13 protein-coding genes are annotated in these 15,438 nt (G+C 42.6%); 9 read left to right on the top strand and 4 right to left on the bottom strand.

All coding sequences use genetic code 11. The features are described from left to right. The first annotated feature begins 43 nt into the window (after window positions 1-43). From rpsG to tuf, 3 genes are all read left to right on the top strand, one after another. Window positions 44-514, top strand: coding sequence for a 30S ribosomal protein S7 (gene rpsG, locus CDG62_RS15950; protein WP_004694929.1), 471 nt, complete (start codon window positions 44-46; stop codon window positions 512-514). A 129-nt stretch (window positions 515-643) separates the two neighbouring features. Next, window positions 644-2,779, top strand: a complete 2,136-nt coding sequence (gene fusA, locus CDG62_RS15945; RefSeq protein WP_087528239.1) for an elongation factor G — start codon at window positions 644-646, stop codon at window positions 2,777-2,779. A gap of 93 nt (window positions 2,780-2,872) precedes the next feature. Then, window positions 2,873-4,063, top strand: a complete 1,191-nt coding sequence (gene tuf, locus CDG62_RS15940) for an elongation factor Tu (RefSeq protein ID WP_010325730.1) — start codon at window positions 2,873-2,875, stop codon at window positions 4,061-4,063. A 61-nt stretch (window positions 4,064-4,124) separates the two neighbouring features. Here the strand turns inward: tuf and CDG62_RS15935 are convergent, their stop codons facing one another. Beyond that, window positions 4,125-5,171, bottom strand: coding sequence for an AraC family transcriptional regulator (locus CDG62_RS15935; RefSeq protein WP_087528319.1), 1,047 nt, complete (start codon window positions 5,169-5,171; stop codon window positions 4,125-4,127). A 107-nt stretch (window positions 5,172-5,278) separates the two neighbouring features. Here CDG62_RS15935 and CDG62_RS15930 point away from each other — a divergent pair, with 107 nt between their 5' ends. The 4 genes from CDG62_RS15930 to rimI all read left to right on the top strand — a co-directional run bounded on the left by CDG62_RS15930 (window position 5,279) and on the right by rimI (window position 9,389). After that, a complete protein-coding gene (locus tag CDG62_RS15930) occupies window positions 5,279-6,763 on the top strand; it encodes a flavin-containing monooxygenase (protein ID WP_228254406.1) in 1,485 nt (494 codons plus the stop codon). A gap of 73 nt (window positions 6,764-6,836) precedes the next feature. Next, window positions 6,837-7,742 (top strand): alpha/beta hydrolase, encoded by a 906-nt coding sequence (locus tag CDG62_RS15925; protein WP_087528317.1) that lies wholly within the window; start codon window positions 6,837-6,839, stop codon window positions 7,740-7,742. A 202-nt stretch (window positions 7,743-7,944) separates the two neighbouring features. Beyond that, window positions 7,945-8,826, top strand: a complete 882-nt coding sequence (locus CDG62_RS15920; protein ID WP_087528316.1) for a metal-dependent hydrolase — start codon at window positions 7,945-7,947, stop codon at window positions 8,824-8,826. A 104-nt stretch (window positions 8,827-8,930) separates the two neighbouring features. Then, the gene (gene rimI / locus CDG62_RS15915; protein WP_087528315.1) at window positions 8,931-9,389 is read left to right on the top strand and encodes a ribosomal protein S18-alanine N-acetyltransferase; all 459 of its coding nucleotides are present in this window, start codon (window positions 8,931-8,933) and stop codon (window positions 9,387-9,389) included. 27 nt (window positions 9,390-9,416) lie between these two features. Here rimI and CDG62_RS15910 read toward each other — a convergent pair whose 3' ends face one another. From CDG62_RS15910 to trxB, 3 genes are all read right to left on the bottom strand, one after another. Then, window positions 9,417-10,232, bottom strand: a complete 816-nt coding sequence (locus tag CDG62_RS15910) for an arginyltransferase (RefSeq protein ID WP_087528314.1) — start codon at window positions 10,230-10,232, stop codon at window positions 9,417-9,419. 21 nt (window positions 10,233-10,253) lie between these two features. Then, a complete protein-coding gene (gene aat / locus CDG62_RS15905; protein ID WP_087528321.1) occupies window positions 10,254-10,985 on the bottom strand; it encodes a leucyl/phenylalanyl-tRNA--protein transferase in 732 nt (243 codons plus the stop codon). Window positions 10,986-11,069: 84 nt separating this feature from the next. Continuing rightward, window positions 11,070-12,023 (bottom strand): thioredoxin-disulfide reductase, encoded by a 954-nt coding sequence (gene trxB, locus CDG62_RS15900; protein ID WP_004694912.1) that lies wholly within the window; start codon window positions 12,021-12,023, stop codon window positions 11,070-11,072. 42 nt (window positions 12,024-12,065) lie between these two features. Here trxB and CDG62_RS19390 point away from each other — a divergent pair, with 42 nt between their 5' ends. Together CDG62_RS19390 and CDG62_RS15895 are read left to right on the top strand one after the other, a co-directional pair. Further along, window positions 12,066-12,206, top strand: a complete 141-nt coding sequence (locus CDG62_RS19390) for a hypothetical protein (protein WP_162904041.1) — start codon at window positions 12,066-12,068, stop codon at window positions 12,204-12,206. Between the two features lie 112 nt (window positions 12,207-12,318). After that, window positions 12,319-15,411, top strand: coding sequence for a DNA translocase FtsK (locus tag CDG62_RS15895; protein WP_087528313.1), 3,093 nt, complete (start codon window positions 12,319-12,321; stop codon window positions 15,409-15,411). The last annotated feature ends 27 nt before the right edge of the window (window positions 15,412-15,438 follow it).

Genomic DNA, 15,438 nt, shown 5'->3' with positions numbered 1-15,438 from the left:
CGGCTGGATTAACCTGAAGTGTCATATATATAGGTAGTTTAAAATGCCAAGACGTCGCGTAGTTGCTGCTCGTGAAATCCTTCCGGATCCTAAGTTCAGCAGCCAAACAATCGCTAAATTCATGAACCACGTAATGCAAGATGGTAAAAAATCTATTGCTGAAAGTATCGTTTACGGTGCTTTAGACCGCGTTCAAGAAAAAAACAAAGTAGACCCAGTTGAATTTTTCGAGACTACTCTTGAAAAAGTTCGTCCTATGGTTGAAGTAAAAGCACGCCGTGTTGGTGGTGCTACTTATCAAGTACCTATGGAAGTACGCCCATCCCGTCGTACTGCTCTAGCTATGCGTTGGTTAGTAGATGCTGCTGCTAAGCGTTCTGAAAAAACTATGGCTTTACGTCTTGCTGGTGAGTTGCTTGATGCAGCTGAAGGTAAAGGCGCAGCGGTTAAAAAACGTGATGACGTGCATCGTATGGCTGAAGCCAACAAAGCATTCTCTCACTACCGCTTCTAAGCGACTAAAACAGCCCCTATTCAGGAGGGTGATAGCTTGGCTACGTCAAACTGTCATCGAATCGCTTTAAGCTGTTCGTCAGCTTAAAGCGCCTGTTTTAAACAACAAAATTTAGGAATGCAAGAAATCATGGCTCGTCAAACCCCAATTTCTCGTTATCGTAACATTGGTATTTCTGCGCACATTGATGCTGGTAAAACCACGACTACAGAACGTATTTTGTTCTACACAGGTGTATCTCACAAAATTGGTGAAGTACACGATGGTGCAGCAACAATGGACTGGATGGAGCAAGAGCAAGAACGTGGTATTACCATTACTTCTGCTGCTACGACTACATTCTGGTCAGGTATGTCTAAACAGTTCCCTGAACACCGTATCAACGTAATTGATACACCGGGACACGTTGACTTCACAATTGAAGTTGAACGTTCTATGCGTGTTCTTGATGGTGCGTGTATGGTTTACTGTGCTGTAGGTGGTGTACAACCTCAGTCTGAAACTGTATGGCGTCAAGCGAACAAATACCAAGTGCCTCGTTTAGCATTCGTGAACAAGATGGACCGTACTGGTGCCAACTTCTTCCGTGTTGTTGAACAAATGAAGACACGTTTAGGTGCATCTCCAGTACCTGTAGTAATCCCTGTTGGCGCTGAAGAAAACTTCCAAGGCGTAATCGACTTGATCGAAATGAAAGCGATCATTTGGGACGAAGCTTCACAAGGTATGAAGTTTGAGTACGGTGAAATCCCGGCTGAACTTCAAGCTACTGCTGAAGAATGGCGTGTAAACATGGTTGAAGCTGCTGCTGAAGCTTCTGAAGAGCTAATGGACAAATACCTAGAAGAAGGCGATCTTTCTAAAGAAGACATCGTTAATGGTCTACGTGTTCAAACTTTGGCTTGTCAAATTCAACCAATGCTTTGTGGTACAGCGTTCAAAAACAAAGGTGTTCAACGTATGTTGGACGCAGTAATTGAATTCTTACCGTCGCCTACAGAAGTTAAAGCGATTGAAGGTATTCTTGACGATAAAGCTGAAACTAAAGCGATTCGTGAAGCATCTGACGAAGCTCCGTTCTCTGCACTTGCGTTCAAAATCATGAACGACAAATTCGTAGGTAACTTAACTTTCGTACGTGTTTACTCTGGTGTTCTTAAACAAGGTGATTCTGTTTATAACCCAGTTAAAGCTAAACGTGAGCGTATCGGCCGTATCGTGCAAATGCACGCGAACGATCGTCAAGACGTTGAAGAAATTCGTGCGGGTGATATCGCTGCGTGTGTAGGTCTTAAAGACGTAACTACAGGTGATACACTTTGTGATGAGAAAAATGTCATTACACTTGAGCGTATGGAATTCCCAGAGCCAGTAATTGCATTGGCTGTTGAACCAAAAACTAAAGCTGACCAAGAAAAAATGTCAATTGCTTTAGGTCGTTTGGCTAAGGAAGATCCATCATTCCGCGTTCGTACTGATGAAGAGTCAGGTCAAACAATTATTGCTGGTATGGGTGAACTTCACCTTGACATTATTGTTGACCGTATGAAGCGTGAATTCGGTGTTGAAGCAAACATTGGTAAACCAATGGTTTCTTACCGTGAAACGATCAAAAAGTCAGTTGAACAAGAAGGTAAATTCGTTCGTCAAACTGGTGGTAAAGGTAAATTTGGTCACGTATACGTACGTTTAGAGCCAATGGATCCTGATGCTGGTAAAGACTACGAGTTCGCTGAAGAAGTTGTTGGTGGTGTAGTTCCTAAAGAATTCTTTGGTGCTGTGGATAAAGGTATCCAAGAGCGTATGAAGAATGGTGTCCTTGCTGGTTACCCAGTTGTTGGCATTAAAGCTACATTATTTGACGGTTCTTACCACGATGTCGATTCGGACGAATTATCGTTCAAAATGGCAGGTTCTTACGCATTCCGTGACGGTTTCATGAAAGCAGATCCTATCTTGCTTGAGCCGATCATGAAAGTTGAAGTAGAAACTCCAGAAGACTACATGGGCGATATCATGGGTGACTTAAACCGTCGTCGTGGTATGGTTCAAGGTATGGATGACTTGCCTGGCGGTACTAAAGCAATTAAAGCTGAAGTTCCACTTGCAGAGATGTTTGGTTACGCGACTCAAATGCGTTCTATGTCTCAAGGCCGTGCAACATACTCTATGGAATTTGCTAAATATGCTGAAACTCCACGTAACGTGGCTGAAGGCATCATTTCTAAATTCCAGTCTGGCGGTAAAAAAGGTGACGACGAGTAATCTTTCGATTACTATAAGCCCAAACTAATTCATAGTTAAAAACCAAGTGCTCATGCAGTGATCCTGCATGAGTAGTTTAAAAAGGAAGATCTCATGGCTAAGGCTAAGTTTGAACGTAATAAGCCACACGTTAACGTGGGCACAATCGGTCACGTTGACCATGGTAAAACAACTTTAACAGCTGCAATTGCAACTGTATGTGCGAAGAAATTCGGTGGTGAAGCGAAAGACTACGCTGCAATTGACTCTGCACCAGAAGAAAAAGCACGTGGTATTACAATTAATACTTCACACGTAGAATACGATTCTCCAACTCGTCACTACGCACACGTAGACTGCCCGGGCCACGCCGATTATGTTAAAAACATGATTACTGGTGCTGCTCAGATGGACGGCGCGATCCTTGTATGTGCTGCGACTGATGGTCCAATGCCACAGACTCGTGAACACATCCTTCTTTCTCGTCAGGTGGGTGTACCTTACATTCTTGTATTCCTTAACAAGTGTGACCTTGTTGATGATGAAGAACTTCTTGAATTGGTAGAAATGGAAGTTCGTGAACTTCTTTCTACTTATGACTTCCCAGGTGATGACACTCCAGTTATCCGTGGTTCAGCTCTTCTTGCACTTAACGGTGACGCTGGTCAGTATGGCGAAGAAGCAGTTGTTGCTCTTGTTGACGCGCTTGACACTTACATTCCAGAGCCAGTACGTGCAATCGACCAAGCATTCTTAATGCCAATCGAAGACGTATTCTCTATTTCTGGTCGTGGTACAGTAGTAACTGGCCGTGTAGAAACTGGTATCGTGAAAGTAGGCGAAGAAGTTGAAATCGTTGGTATTAAAGATACAGTTAAAACAACTGTAACTGGCGTAGAAATGTTCCGTAAACTTCTAGACGAAGGTCGTGCGGGCGAGAACTGTGGTGTTCTTCTACGTGGTACTAAACGTGAAGACGTACAACGTGGTCAAGTACTTGCTAAACCAGGTGCAATCAAGCCACACACTAAATTCGATGCAGAAGTATACGTACTTTCTAAAGAAGAAGGTGGTCGTCACACTCCATTCCTTAACGGTTACCGTCCACAGTTCTACTTCCGTACAACTGACGTAACTGGCGCGATCAAATTACAAGATGGCGTTGAAATGGTTATGCCTGGTGACAACGTAGAAATGTCAGTAGAATTAATCCACCCAATCGCAATGGACCCAGGTCTACGTTTTGCGATCCGTGAAGGTGGTCGTACAGTTGGTGCTGGTGTAGTTGCTAAAGTAACTGCATAATCATCTGATTGTGTGAAAAAAAGCGCTCCTTTGGGGCGCTTTTTTTATAATTGTATTTAATTCATTTGTTTAACTTGTTAGAGATAAGGGGCTTGAGTTTTCCTTTTTGCTGACGCAATTGTTTCGGCGGAAGTCCAAACCAGCGTTTAGTGGCTCGGCTCAAGGTTGATTGCTCAGAAAATCCTAAAATATCGGTCAGCTGACTCATTGAGATATCAGTTTGCCAAAGATACTGCAAAGAGAGCTCTTTACGAATATCATCTTTGATGGCATCAAATGAAGAACCTTCCTGCGCTAATTTCCGCTGTAAGGTACGCGGGTGTAATGCGAGCATGTTGGCTACATGTATTTTATTTGCACGTGGTGTAGATAAATGAAGGCGGAGGGCTTTTCGTACATTTACGCCGACTTTTTCGGCAGGATTTCGAAAGTAGCAATGAATATAATCTTCTGCAATTTCCCGCAAGGCAGGGTTTGTACTATGCGGTTGGCTGTCTAATGTGTGTCTACTTAGGTGCAAAGCAGCGCGTTCTTGATTGATTAAAATGGGTGCACCAAAGAAACGTTGATATTCGTTGATTGAAGCTAAAGGCATATGCGGAAGTGATACAGCCTTCAGTTCATAATTTTCTGCTGCCAACCATTTGAGAATTCGATGCGTGGTCCCTAAACAATTATCAATAGTTTGTCGTTGAGGTGCATAGCTATTAATGCGAATTTCAAAGATGACTTCTGCACTATTTTCAAAGATGGGACTTTGCTCATTGAGTGAGATGGCTAAACCAGGTCCATGCAAAAATAAAAAATCAGAGGTATAGTCAAGTACCCCACGCATTGACGATGCACTTTGCATAATCAGACCTAAAACACCTAAGATGCTGATATCTTGATGTTTTGAAATACGCAATCCTAGATCCGAGCATTGAGTTAGAGCTGCTGTACGCTCGTACAAGTCTATAACGCTTTTTTGGTCGAGCCAAGCATCGTCTTGTCTGATTTGTTCAAGTGTGATCTCGTGTTGAGCAAGCAGAGGTTTAGGGTCAAAGTTAAGGTCTTGCATCACCTCAAGGTAACCCCGAATTCCACTTGCATGAACCATTATTGTCATGTCTTCTAGAGTTAAATATATGTCTCCTCAAGTCAAGTTAAAATTTAATCAATTGCTAGTATAAATACGGAATAATAAAAACCGCGACATGGAGCCGCAAAATACAAATGGAATATGATGTTGTAATCATTGGAGCAGGTTTGTCTGGAATTGGCATGGCTTGCCAACTTGTTCAGCAAAACTCGAATAAAACCTACACAATTCTAGAACGTCGACAAGACTTAGGTGGCACTTGGGATTTATTCCGCTATCCTGGTATTCGTTCTGACTCAGATGTGATTAGCTTCGGTTATAAATATAATCCATGGAAAACAGACACTGTTCTTGCAACAGCAGACAAGATCAAAGCGTATTTACGTGAAACAGCACAAAAGTTTGGTGTTGATCAAAAAATTCGTTATGGCGTTAAAATTGTTTCAGCAAATTTTTCAACTCAAACCAACAAATGGACGGTAGAAACTGTTAATGAGTTGAATGGTGAAACTCAAAAATTTACCTGTAATTTTCTGGTTTCTGCAACGGGTTACTATAATCATGATCAGGGTTATACGCCAAAGTTTGAGGGTCTAGAAAACTTTAAAGGTCAATTTGTGCATCCACAAAAATGGCCTGAAGACTTAGATCATCGTAATAAGCGTGTAGTGGTGATTGGCAGCGGTGCAACAGCAGTGACCTTAATTCCAGCGATGGCTAATGAAACTGCACATATCACCATGCTACAACGTTCCCCAAGTTACGTAATTAACGTACCAAATACTGATAAGCTATTTGATGCTGCACGAAAAGTGTTCTCTGAAGAATTGGTTTATAAATTTTTCCGTAAGCGTAATATTTTAATGCAACGCGGTATTTATAAGATTTCACGTCGCTTCCCGAAACAAATGCGTTCATTCTTACTTTCTAATGCACAGAAAGAATTAGGTGAACAATACGATATGACCCATTTTACTCCGAAATATATGCCATGGGATGAGCGCTTATGTGCAATTCCTGACAATGACTTATTTGAAGTGATTCGTGAGGGTAAAGCTTCTATCGTAACTGATCATATTGAACGCATTACAGAAACGGGAATTTTGCTTAAATCAGGAAAAATGCTCGATGCTGATATTATTGTTTCCGCAACAGGTCTAGAGTTGAAGATGCTGGGAGGAGTTGATCTTTCAGTTGATCAAGAGCAAATACGTCCAAGTGATAAATTAAGCTATCGTGGTGTCTTGCTGGAAGATGTACCCAACTTTGCTTATTTATTTGGTTACACTAATGCACCTTGGACCTTAAAAATTGATTTAGCCAATGATTATATTTGCCGATTAATTAATGAGTTAGATATTCGTCAAATGGCTGCAGTGAAGCCTGTAGCCCCTGTTGGTGAAAATACTGGCGAAAGTATTATTTCAAGTTTACAAGCAGGCTATGTACAGCGTGGTTGTCACGAATTGCCTCGCCAAGGAAAGTCTAAAGATTGGTTTGTTAGTCATAACTATGAAGTGGATTCTGAAATGTTTGCGCAATCTTTAGAAAGCCCAGGTCTGGTTTGGTCTACCGAAACCAAGCAAACAAAGGTTAAAGGTAAAGTCAAAGCCGCATAGGAATTGCGCACGATTTTGCTCATATGGCATTTGCTATATGAGTGCAAATATAAGACATAATGGAATAAGTATAATGAACACATCACAACTCAACTTTATTAGTCAAGGCACGCGTTGCGCTGGCACCTTGCAGTTACCCCCCCAAAATCGTAAAGCTCCAGTCATTATTATGGCACAAGGCTTTGGTATGATTAAGGATGCAGGCTTACCCAAATTTGCAGAACGCTTCGTAGCACAAGGCTATGCTGTGTTTTCTTTTGATTATCGTGGCTTTGGTGAAAGCAGTGGACAACCACGTCATTGGGTCAGTCCTAAACGCCATTTAGAAGACTGGAAAGCTGCGCTCGACTTCGTGAGAACACTCGATTCAGTCGATACCCAACAAATTATCTTATGGGGTTATTCATTCTCTGGTGGACATGCTATTCAAACTGCGGCGCGTGATGGGCAAATTAAAGCCATTGTCTTACAAGCACCTCACGTCGATGGTAAGTCGAGCCTAAAAGGGGTTCCTCTGACTAAATTGGCAAAATTGAGTGCTGCTGGCTTTATGGACTTGTTGGGCGGTTGGGTCAACAAACCTGTTTATCGTCCAATTATTGGTCGAGGGCATGAAGTTGCAGCAATGACCACACCTGATGCTTGGGATGGGTATTTATCTCAATTACCTGAAAATGCTAAATGGGAAAATAAAACTCGTGCACGTATCTTTTTAGAAATAGCCAACTATAACCCTGTACGTTTTGCACATCAGTTATCTATGCCTGCAGTGGTCATTTCAGGTCAACGGGATACCATTATTCCCGAACAATGCATTCGTGCTGCAGCACAGAAAATGCCAAATGCTGAATACTATATGCTGAACAGTAATCACTTTGAGCTATGTGATGGGGAGCTATTTGAGCAAAATATTACTTTGCAAATTAATTTTCTCAAGAAGCATTGTCCAGCACATGCTGAGCTTATTGTCGCGGCATAATTAAAAAGAGGCTTTTAGCCTCTTTTTTTATATTCACATGATTTTATATTTTAATTGTTAGACAATCCGCCCTCAAAACTGTCCTAAACTGATATTTTGCTGACCCTAACTGCACTTATGGGTGAAGTCCAATCGCGTAAGATAAAAAGACGAAACAATTATAAGTAGTGGATGTCTTCAGGATATTCATAGGAGCAGAAAGATGAATGCGAAGGTAAAAATCACCAACCGTGCGGGTGCGAGTTTTCCTGTACGTCGGATGAACTTTGAGTTTGAAAGCGTACCTGAATATTGGATGAATGGTTCAGCTGGGCTGACCCATTTTATGACCGCTCTCTCGGCACTCTTCCCAGCAGGTGAAATGTTTTTTATCGACAGTGTTCGTGCGGTTAGACAGCATCCCTCGATCAAAGACAATGCTGAATTACAAAAAGAGATTTCGGCCTTTATAGGTCAAGAAGCCATGCACACGCAAGAGCATGAAGGTTTTAATGCCTCTGCGCAAAAGTATGGGCACGATGTTGCAACACTTGACCGCTATACCAACCGTGCAATTCAAACTACGCGTAAAGTGTTTGCTTTTCTAGGCAAGCCTGTGGGTATTACTCAAGAGATGGTGGATTTAACGGCAACCACCGCGTTGGAACATTTTACTGCAACCATTGCTTCTCAGTTGTTGGTTAATAATCACATTCAAGAGCTGATGAGCGATGAAACCATGAAAACCATGTGGTTATGGCATGCCATTGAAGAAAATGAGCACAAAGCTGTGGCTTATGATGTGTTTGAAGGTGTTTTTGGAAAGGGAATCAAATCCTATCTACTACGAACGGGATCGTTGGTTGCAGCCATGGGCATTTTATTTTGTGTGCAGTCGTATTTTGTACTTCGTTTATTACAACAAGACAAACAACTGAATGTAGCGGCATTAAAAGATATTTATACCTATGGTTATAGCCCATCAAAAGGCATTATAACGGGGATGGGACGTGAGATGATCATGTACTTTAAACCAGGTTTCCATCCTAATCATCATAACACCGACGCTTTACTTGAGAAGTGGAAAGCAAAATTAGGTTTTTAAGTAGTTTTGGCTCTTTGAGCGATGTAAATCGCTCTTTTTTTTGTTCGGTTTTGAGCACAAAAATTTTATACTGTGACCTCCACATTTTAGAAAGATAAACGAAGATGATTCGTTTAATGCAAGCTGCGGACTTAAACCAAGTTGCGCAGATTGAAAATTTAGTTCAAACCCACCCTTGGAGCCTACAACAGTTCCAAGAGTCTATACGGTCTTATCAAAGTACTGTGATTGAACACGCGGGGCAGGTCGTAGGCTTTTGTATCCTCCAGCCTGTTCTTGATGAAGCTAATTTATTGTTGATGGCCATTCATCCAAGCCAGCAAGGCAAAGGGTTGGGTTATCAGCTATTAGATGCGTCACTGACACAACTTAAAAACAGCCCGATACAAGTCTTTTTAGAAGTCCGTGAGAGCAATCAGGCGGCCATTGCCTTGTATGAAAAATCAGGTTTTCATCAAATTGATTTGCGTAAGAACTATTATCCTAAACCAGAGGGTGGCCGTGAGCATGCCATTATCATGGTGAAATCGTGTAGTGATGACTTTTCCGAGTTATTTAAATAAGAGAGCTGTCCAGTTTGTATAGTGCCATTATTTAATAATGGCGTTATTCCACCCCGAAGGTAGGGTGGTCATTAAGGAGTTTCCCAGTTGCTGCACTTCCTCACTACTCAGGCTATGATTGAGTCTGCGCCACTGACCATCAATCAACAATTCTAGCGGTAAATACTGCGATTTATAATTCATTTTTTCTGAGTGTGGCACCCAGTACCCTAAATACACAAACTGCAAAGCACGTGCTTTGGCGAGCTCGATTTGTTTTAAAATGGCGAACGTCCCTAATGAGCGTTTGTTTTCATCGGGATCAAAAAATGTATAAACCGCAGATAGACCATCATCTAAAGGATCACAGGTTGAAACACAGATGAGTTGGTCTTCTTTCCACAGCTCTAAGAAAAAGCTCTCGGTACAACTATGTACGAGGAATTTATCAAACTGATCACGACTGGGTGGGAACATGTCTCCATCAGCATGGCGTTTAAAGATATAACGCTCATATAAGTCATAATGTTTTTTGGTGGCATCCGCAGTGCGAGTAATTTTTAAAGTGAGGTCTTGATTGCGTTTCCATGCTTTTTTTTGACTGCTGTTCATTTTAAATTCGCGCACAGGTACGCGGCTAGAGAGGCACTGTCGACACAGATGACACTCTGGGCGGTAAACAAAATCACCACTCCTGCGAAAACCCACCCGAGAAAGTTCGGACAGCGTGACCACATCAATACGATGTGTTGGATCGAGAAAGACCATCCTGGCTGACTTTTTTTCTAGATAGCTACAGTCATGCGGTGGCGTGATGTAATACTGTAAATCATTCAGTAGGGACTTCGGGTGATACGAATTCATGATAAATCCCTCTATTATTCTTTATTCAGTCAGTCGCGCATTTTGCGCTATTGTTTTACTTGAAAATACACCCTCCTGATACATTTTCCAATCGATAGCAGGTTGATTTACAACATCTTGTAACGATTTTAGGTAGGTTTGCCGAGAAAGTGTGCAAGCACCAAGGCTTAAAAGGTGATCATTGACCAATTGGCAGTCGATCCAAGGTAGTTTATTTTCACGTCCAATCAACATCAGTGTATAAAATGCCATTTTTGAGACATCCGTTTCCGTACTGAACATGGACTCTCCAAAACAGCCGTGTCCAATGCTAATACCGTATAGTCCACCGACCAAGTGCGTTTGATCCCAGACTTCAACACTATAGCCATAACCCGCATCAAACATTGCACAGTAGCCCTCAATAATATCTTCGCTGATCCACGTGTCATCAGCGTAACTACGTGGTAGTGAGCAGGCACGGATCACTCGTTCAAAAGCCTGATTGATAGTGATGCGATAATCTTGCTTTTTCATGCTACGAATGAGAGTTTTACTGGGTTGATAATCCTGCGGACGGATGATACAACGTGGCTCGGGGCACCACCAGCAAATGGGCTCACCTGTTGAGAACCATGGAAATAAACCATGGGTGTAGGCTTCAAACAGGGTAGAAGGGGAGAGGTCTGCACCGATACAAATTAAGCCTTCACCCTCGGGGTCAACTTCAAGCGGATCGGGAAAGATATACTCAGAAGGCGGTAGCTGCTGCATAGTGGTGTGTATATGATAAAAAATGACTTTAAGATCATACATAAAAAAACCGCCTATGGAAGGCGGTCTTTTTTAAGGCTCGGATTATTCGCCTAGGGCATCCAAATATTTTTCCGCATCTAGCGCAGCCATACAGCCAGAACCCGCAGAAGTGATTGCTTGACGATAAACACTGTCTGCAATGTCACCTGCCGCGAATACACCTGCAACAGAAGCTGCCGTGGCATTACCAGATGTACCGCTTTGAACTTGGATATAGCCATCACGTAAGTTCAATTGACCATCAAACATTGCGCTGTTTGGTTTGTGGCCAATGGCAACAAATAAACCTTGGACATCAATATCTTGGGTCGATTCGTCTTGAGTTGACTTTAAGCGAACTGCGGTTACACCTGTATTGTCACCTAAAACCTCATCCACTTGGTGATTCCAAATGATGCTAATTTTGCCTTCTTTTTCCTTTTCAAATAAATGATCTTGAAGGATTTTTTCAGAACGCAATGAGTCACGACGGTGAACCAAAGTCACATGCGATGCAATGTTAGACAAATATAGTGCTTCTTCAACGGCAGTATTACCGCCACCCACAACCATGACTTTTTGGTTTTTATAGAAGAAACCATCACAGGTTGCACATGCGCTTACGCCTTGGCCCATAAAAGCTGCTTCAGATTCAAGACCTAAGTACTGAGCAGTTGCACCTGTGGCAATAATCAGTGCATCACAAGTGAATTCATCCATGTCACCTTTGAGTACGAATGGACGTACTGAAAGATCGACTTCATTGATATGATCGTAGATGATTTCAGTACCAAAGCGTTCTGCATGTGCTTGCATGCGTTCCATCAGTGCAGGACCTGTTAAGCCTTCAGGGTCACCCGGCCAGTTATCCACTTCAGTCGTTGTCGTTAGCTGACCACCGAGTTGGATACCTGCAATCAATGTAGGCTTTAAGTTGGCACGCGCAGCATATACCGCAGCGCTGTAACCCGCAGGGCCTGAACCGAGAATAATCAAACGTGAGTGACGAGCGCTCATACGTAGAATCCTTTTTTTATTTAGAAATTTGTGGAATTATACGTGAAACTCTATAACAGTTGTGTGAGTTCAATGTCGATATTATTGATCAATCAAATCGATTTGAGCTATATAGAAGAAATATGCGGCGTAGAGCGGGAAAAAGTGGAAAAATCATCTGCTCGCTATACACAAAGCATTTAAGAATAGTGCATCTTTTTATAGAGAAGAGGTGCATAATATGACGTTTATTGTGAAACTTTTGCTTTAGGTTTCGAACAAAAACATTAATGAAGAATTTGTTACAGGACAGTATATGACTGAGGTGTCGGGTGCTTATGCACAGCGCTTATTAATGACATTATTTTTAGTCTCGTTTGGCATTTATTTGTTCCTTGCTACCGTGACCTATACCCCATTTGATCCGGGCTGGATGCATATATCAAGTGATACTTTGCAAGTCTCGAATGCCAGTGGCGTTGCAGGGGCATGGATTGCTGACTTACTGTTTGGTTTTTTAGGCTGGGCAAGTTTGCTTATTCCGGTGTTTTTGTTCATTGAAGCCATTCAAGTGTGGTGGCCACATAGCTTTTTAAACCGCCCATTTCGTTATGCTGCACAGTTTTTTATTTTGCTTGCAACCGCCAGCTTACTGTTCTTGTTTTGGCAAGTTCCAGCGGATACTTTAGATAATGCATCGGGCGGAATTATTGGCTACGAACTTGGAAAAAGTCTGTCTCAGATTTTAACCATTTATGGTGCAACCTTATTTTTGGTCGTTTTTACCGTAGTCTTAGTGACCTTGGCTTTCGGTATTAAATGGAACCGTACTTTCGCGACGATTAAAGCAACGCCTGCGTATTTACAAGATTTATTTTACCGTAACGTGCCTGAAAGTGAGTCTGCCTTTGATCGTACGACACCAAGCGTGAAAAAAGAAGTAATTGCAACAGCACCGAAAAAGAGTGTTGAGGCAACGGAATTGGTCGAGGTGCCTGTCGTGCAAGAGGCATCGGTGAAAGTACCCCAGCGTGACTATTCTGCAGAGCATTTGTTTAATGACATGGTGGCCAAAGAGCAACGTGTTCAAGAACAACAGGTGGACGTGGATGATGAAGCAGATCTTGAGCGGACTATAGAAAAAGCGCATCAACTAGAACAAGATAGCCAACGTGTTGTGGCGACAGGTGAGGTTTGGCGTGCATTAAACTCAGGTGAGGATCAACGTCATAAAAATGATATTGATGCTTTACTTCGTGCCGCTGAAGAAGATCGCCCATTTAGTCCAGAACAACACTTTCAAGCAGTGGTACAAGATCATACAGCACCCATTGCTGATCCAAATTACTTCCAAAACGATGCTCCTTTGCAGAAGAAAAATGTCGATTGGGATGATGATGAAATCTTTGACGAGCTGCTTGCTGCCGTACCCAATGGCAAAACTGCAACAGACGTTCACAGCCCATTCAATACGCCTGAATCAGTGTCTCATTTACATGTGGTTGAAGATCCAATTGCGGTGGCTGAAGTTGCAACCTTGAGTGATGCCACGAGTCCCGTTGCATTACAAGCAGCGCCGAGTGCAGTTGCAAAATCACAGCTTGACGAGTTGGATGATTTAGATGAATTCCTTGCTGAGGATTGGTCGGAGCAGGAAGTAGTTGTTTCAGATGTAAGAACCAGCAGCAGCTATGCGCAGTCATCAGCTTTTGTACAAGCACCTATTCAACATCATAATACAGCGAGTACAAGTGCTACAGCAGCTGTAGCCAAAGAAGTTTTGTCCAAAGAAGCATTTATTGAAGCATGGCAAGATACTGCAGGCAAACCGCAGGATGAAGATGAGTTTGATTTTGATGCGCCACTGACGGATGCCTCTGGTCGTCCGATGTCTTTGTCTATGCAAGTAGCAGAACGTCGTCGTGATTTATCCCCACTGCCAGGACTGGATTTACTGGACGAAGTTGACCTCAATAAAAAAGTCAATTTTACCGCTGAACAGTTGGCACGTTTATCTGAATTGCTTGAAATTAAACTACAAGAGTTCAATGTTAAAGCCAAAGTGGTCGAAGCGCAGCCAGGGCCTGTAGTAACTCGTTTTGAGTTGGATTTGGCTCCAGGTGTGAAAGCCTCTAAAGTCACCAATATCTCGCGAGATTTGGCACGTTCAATGTCGATGGCATCTGTACGTGTGGTTGAAGTCATTCCGGGTAAACCATATATTGGGATTGAAGTGCCGAATAGCACACGTGAAATGGTGCGTTTAATCGAGTTGTTGACCATTCCTGCTTTTACCGATCCAAATAGCATTCTTTCGATGGCAATGGGGAAAGATATTTCGGGTAACCCAGTCATTGCTGACTTAGGTAAAGCACCACATATGTTGGTTGCAGGCACCACGGGTTCAGGTAAATCAGTAGCAGTGAATTCAATGATTTTATCGATGTTGTTGAAATATACACCGAATGAGCTGCGTTTAATTTTGATTGACCCGAAACAGTTAGAACTTGCTAACTATAACGATATTCCACATTTGCTCACACCAGTGGTCACGGACATGAAAGATGCGGTCAGTGCCTTGAATTGGTGTGTAAATGAAATGGAACGTCGCTATAAACTGATGTCTTTCCTAAAAATTCGTAAGCTTGCAGACTATAACCGTAAAGTGGAAGAAGCGATTGCCAATGGTGAAGAGCTGATTGATCCGACTTGGAAAGCCAGTGATTCGGTTGCTGGTGAGCGTGCACCACGTTTAACCCCTTTACCATCGATTGTGATTGTGGCGGATGAGTTTGCCGATATGATTATGCAGGTCGGTAAGAAAGCTGAAGAAATGATTACGCGGTTGGCACAAAAGTCACGTGCCGCAGGCATTCACTTATTACTTGCGACGCAGCGCCCATCGGTCGATGTGATTACAGGTTTAATTAAAGCTAATATTCCAACACGTGTGGCTTTGCGTGTGAACTCAAAAATTGACTCACGTACGATTTTGGATGCGGGTGGTGCAGAAGACTTACTCGGTCATGGTGATATGTTGTTTTTAGGGCCAGGTAAAATTGAGCCTGAACGTGTACATGGTGCCTTTATTGCCGATGACGAAGTGAACCGCATTTGTGATGCGTGGCGCGAACGTGGCTCACCAGACTATGTCGATGAAATTTTGACGCCATTTGATGAAGAGCCAAGTTCTCGTGGCTTTGAAGATGGTGATGGTGATCCAAACCGTGATGCGCTGTATGATCAGTGTGTTTCATTTGTATTAGAAACACGCAAGGTTTCGGTGTCCTCGCTACAACGTAAGTTTAGTTTGGGCTATAACCGTGCTGCACGGATTGTCGACCAAATGGAAGAAAATGGGATCGTGAGTGCGCAAGGTGCGAACGGTAAGCGAGAAATTTTAGTTTAGAAAAGTAAGCCTGCGGATAGCAGGCTT

Source organism: Acinetobacter sp. WCHA55 (genome assembly GCF_002165305.2).
In the GTDB taxonomy this organism is placed as follows: Bacteria; Pseudomonadota; Gammaproteobacteria; order Pseudomonadales; family Moraxellaceae; genus Acinetobacter.
This window is presented reverse-complemented; position numbering and strand designations above follow the sequence as displayed.

Coding starts and splice junctions, on each gene's coding strand:
- rpsG (WP_004694929.1), top strand. CDS start 44: ATGCCAAGACGTCGCGTAGTTGCTGCTCGTGAAATCCTTCCGGATCCT.
- fusA (WP_087528239.1), top strand. CDS start 644: ATGGCTCGTCAAACCCCAATTTCTCGTTATCGTAACATTGGTATTTCT.
- tuf (WP_010325730.1), top strand. CDS start 2,873: ATGGCTAAGGCTAAGTTTGAACGTAATAAGCCACACGTTAACGTGGGC.
- CDG62_RS15935 (WP_087528319.1), bottom strand. CDS start 5,171: ATGACAATAATGGTTCATGCAAGTGGAATTCGGGGTTACCTTGAGGTG.
- CDG62_RS15930 (WP_228254406.1), top strand. CDS start 5,279: ATGGAATATGATGTTGTAATCATTGGAGCAGGTTTGTCTGGAATTGGC.
- CDG62_RS15925 (WP_087528317.1), top strand. CDS start 6,837: ATGAACACATCACAACTCAACTTTATTAGTCAAGGCACGCGTTGCGCT.
- CDG62_RS15920 (WP_087528316.1), top strand. CDS start 7,945: ATGAATGCGAAGGTAAAAATCACCAACCGTGCGGGTGCGAGTTTTCCT.
- rimI (WP_087528315.1), top strand. CDS start 8,931: ATGATTCGTTTAATGCAAGCTGCGGACTTAAACCAAGTTGCGCAGATT.
- CDG62_RS15910 (WP_087528314.1), bottom strand. CDS start 10,232: ATGAATTCGTATCACCCGAAGTCCCTACTGAATGATTTACAGTATTAC.
- aat (WP_087528321.1), bottom strand. CDS start 10,985: ATGCAGCAGCTACCGCCTTCTGAGTATATCTTTCCCGATCCGCTTGAA.
- trxB (WP_004694912.1), bottom strand. CDS start 12,023: ATGAGCGCTCGTCACTCACGTTTGATTATTCTCGGTTCAGGCCCTGCG.
- CDG62_RS15895 (WP_087528313.1), top strand. CDS start 12,319: ATGACTGAGGTGTCGGGTGCTTATGCACAGCGCTTATTAATGACATTA.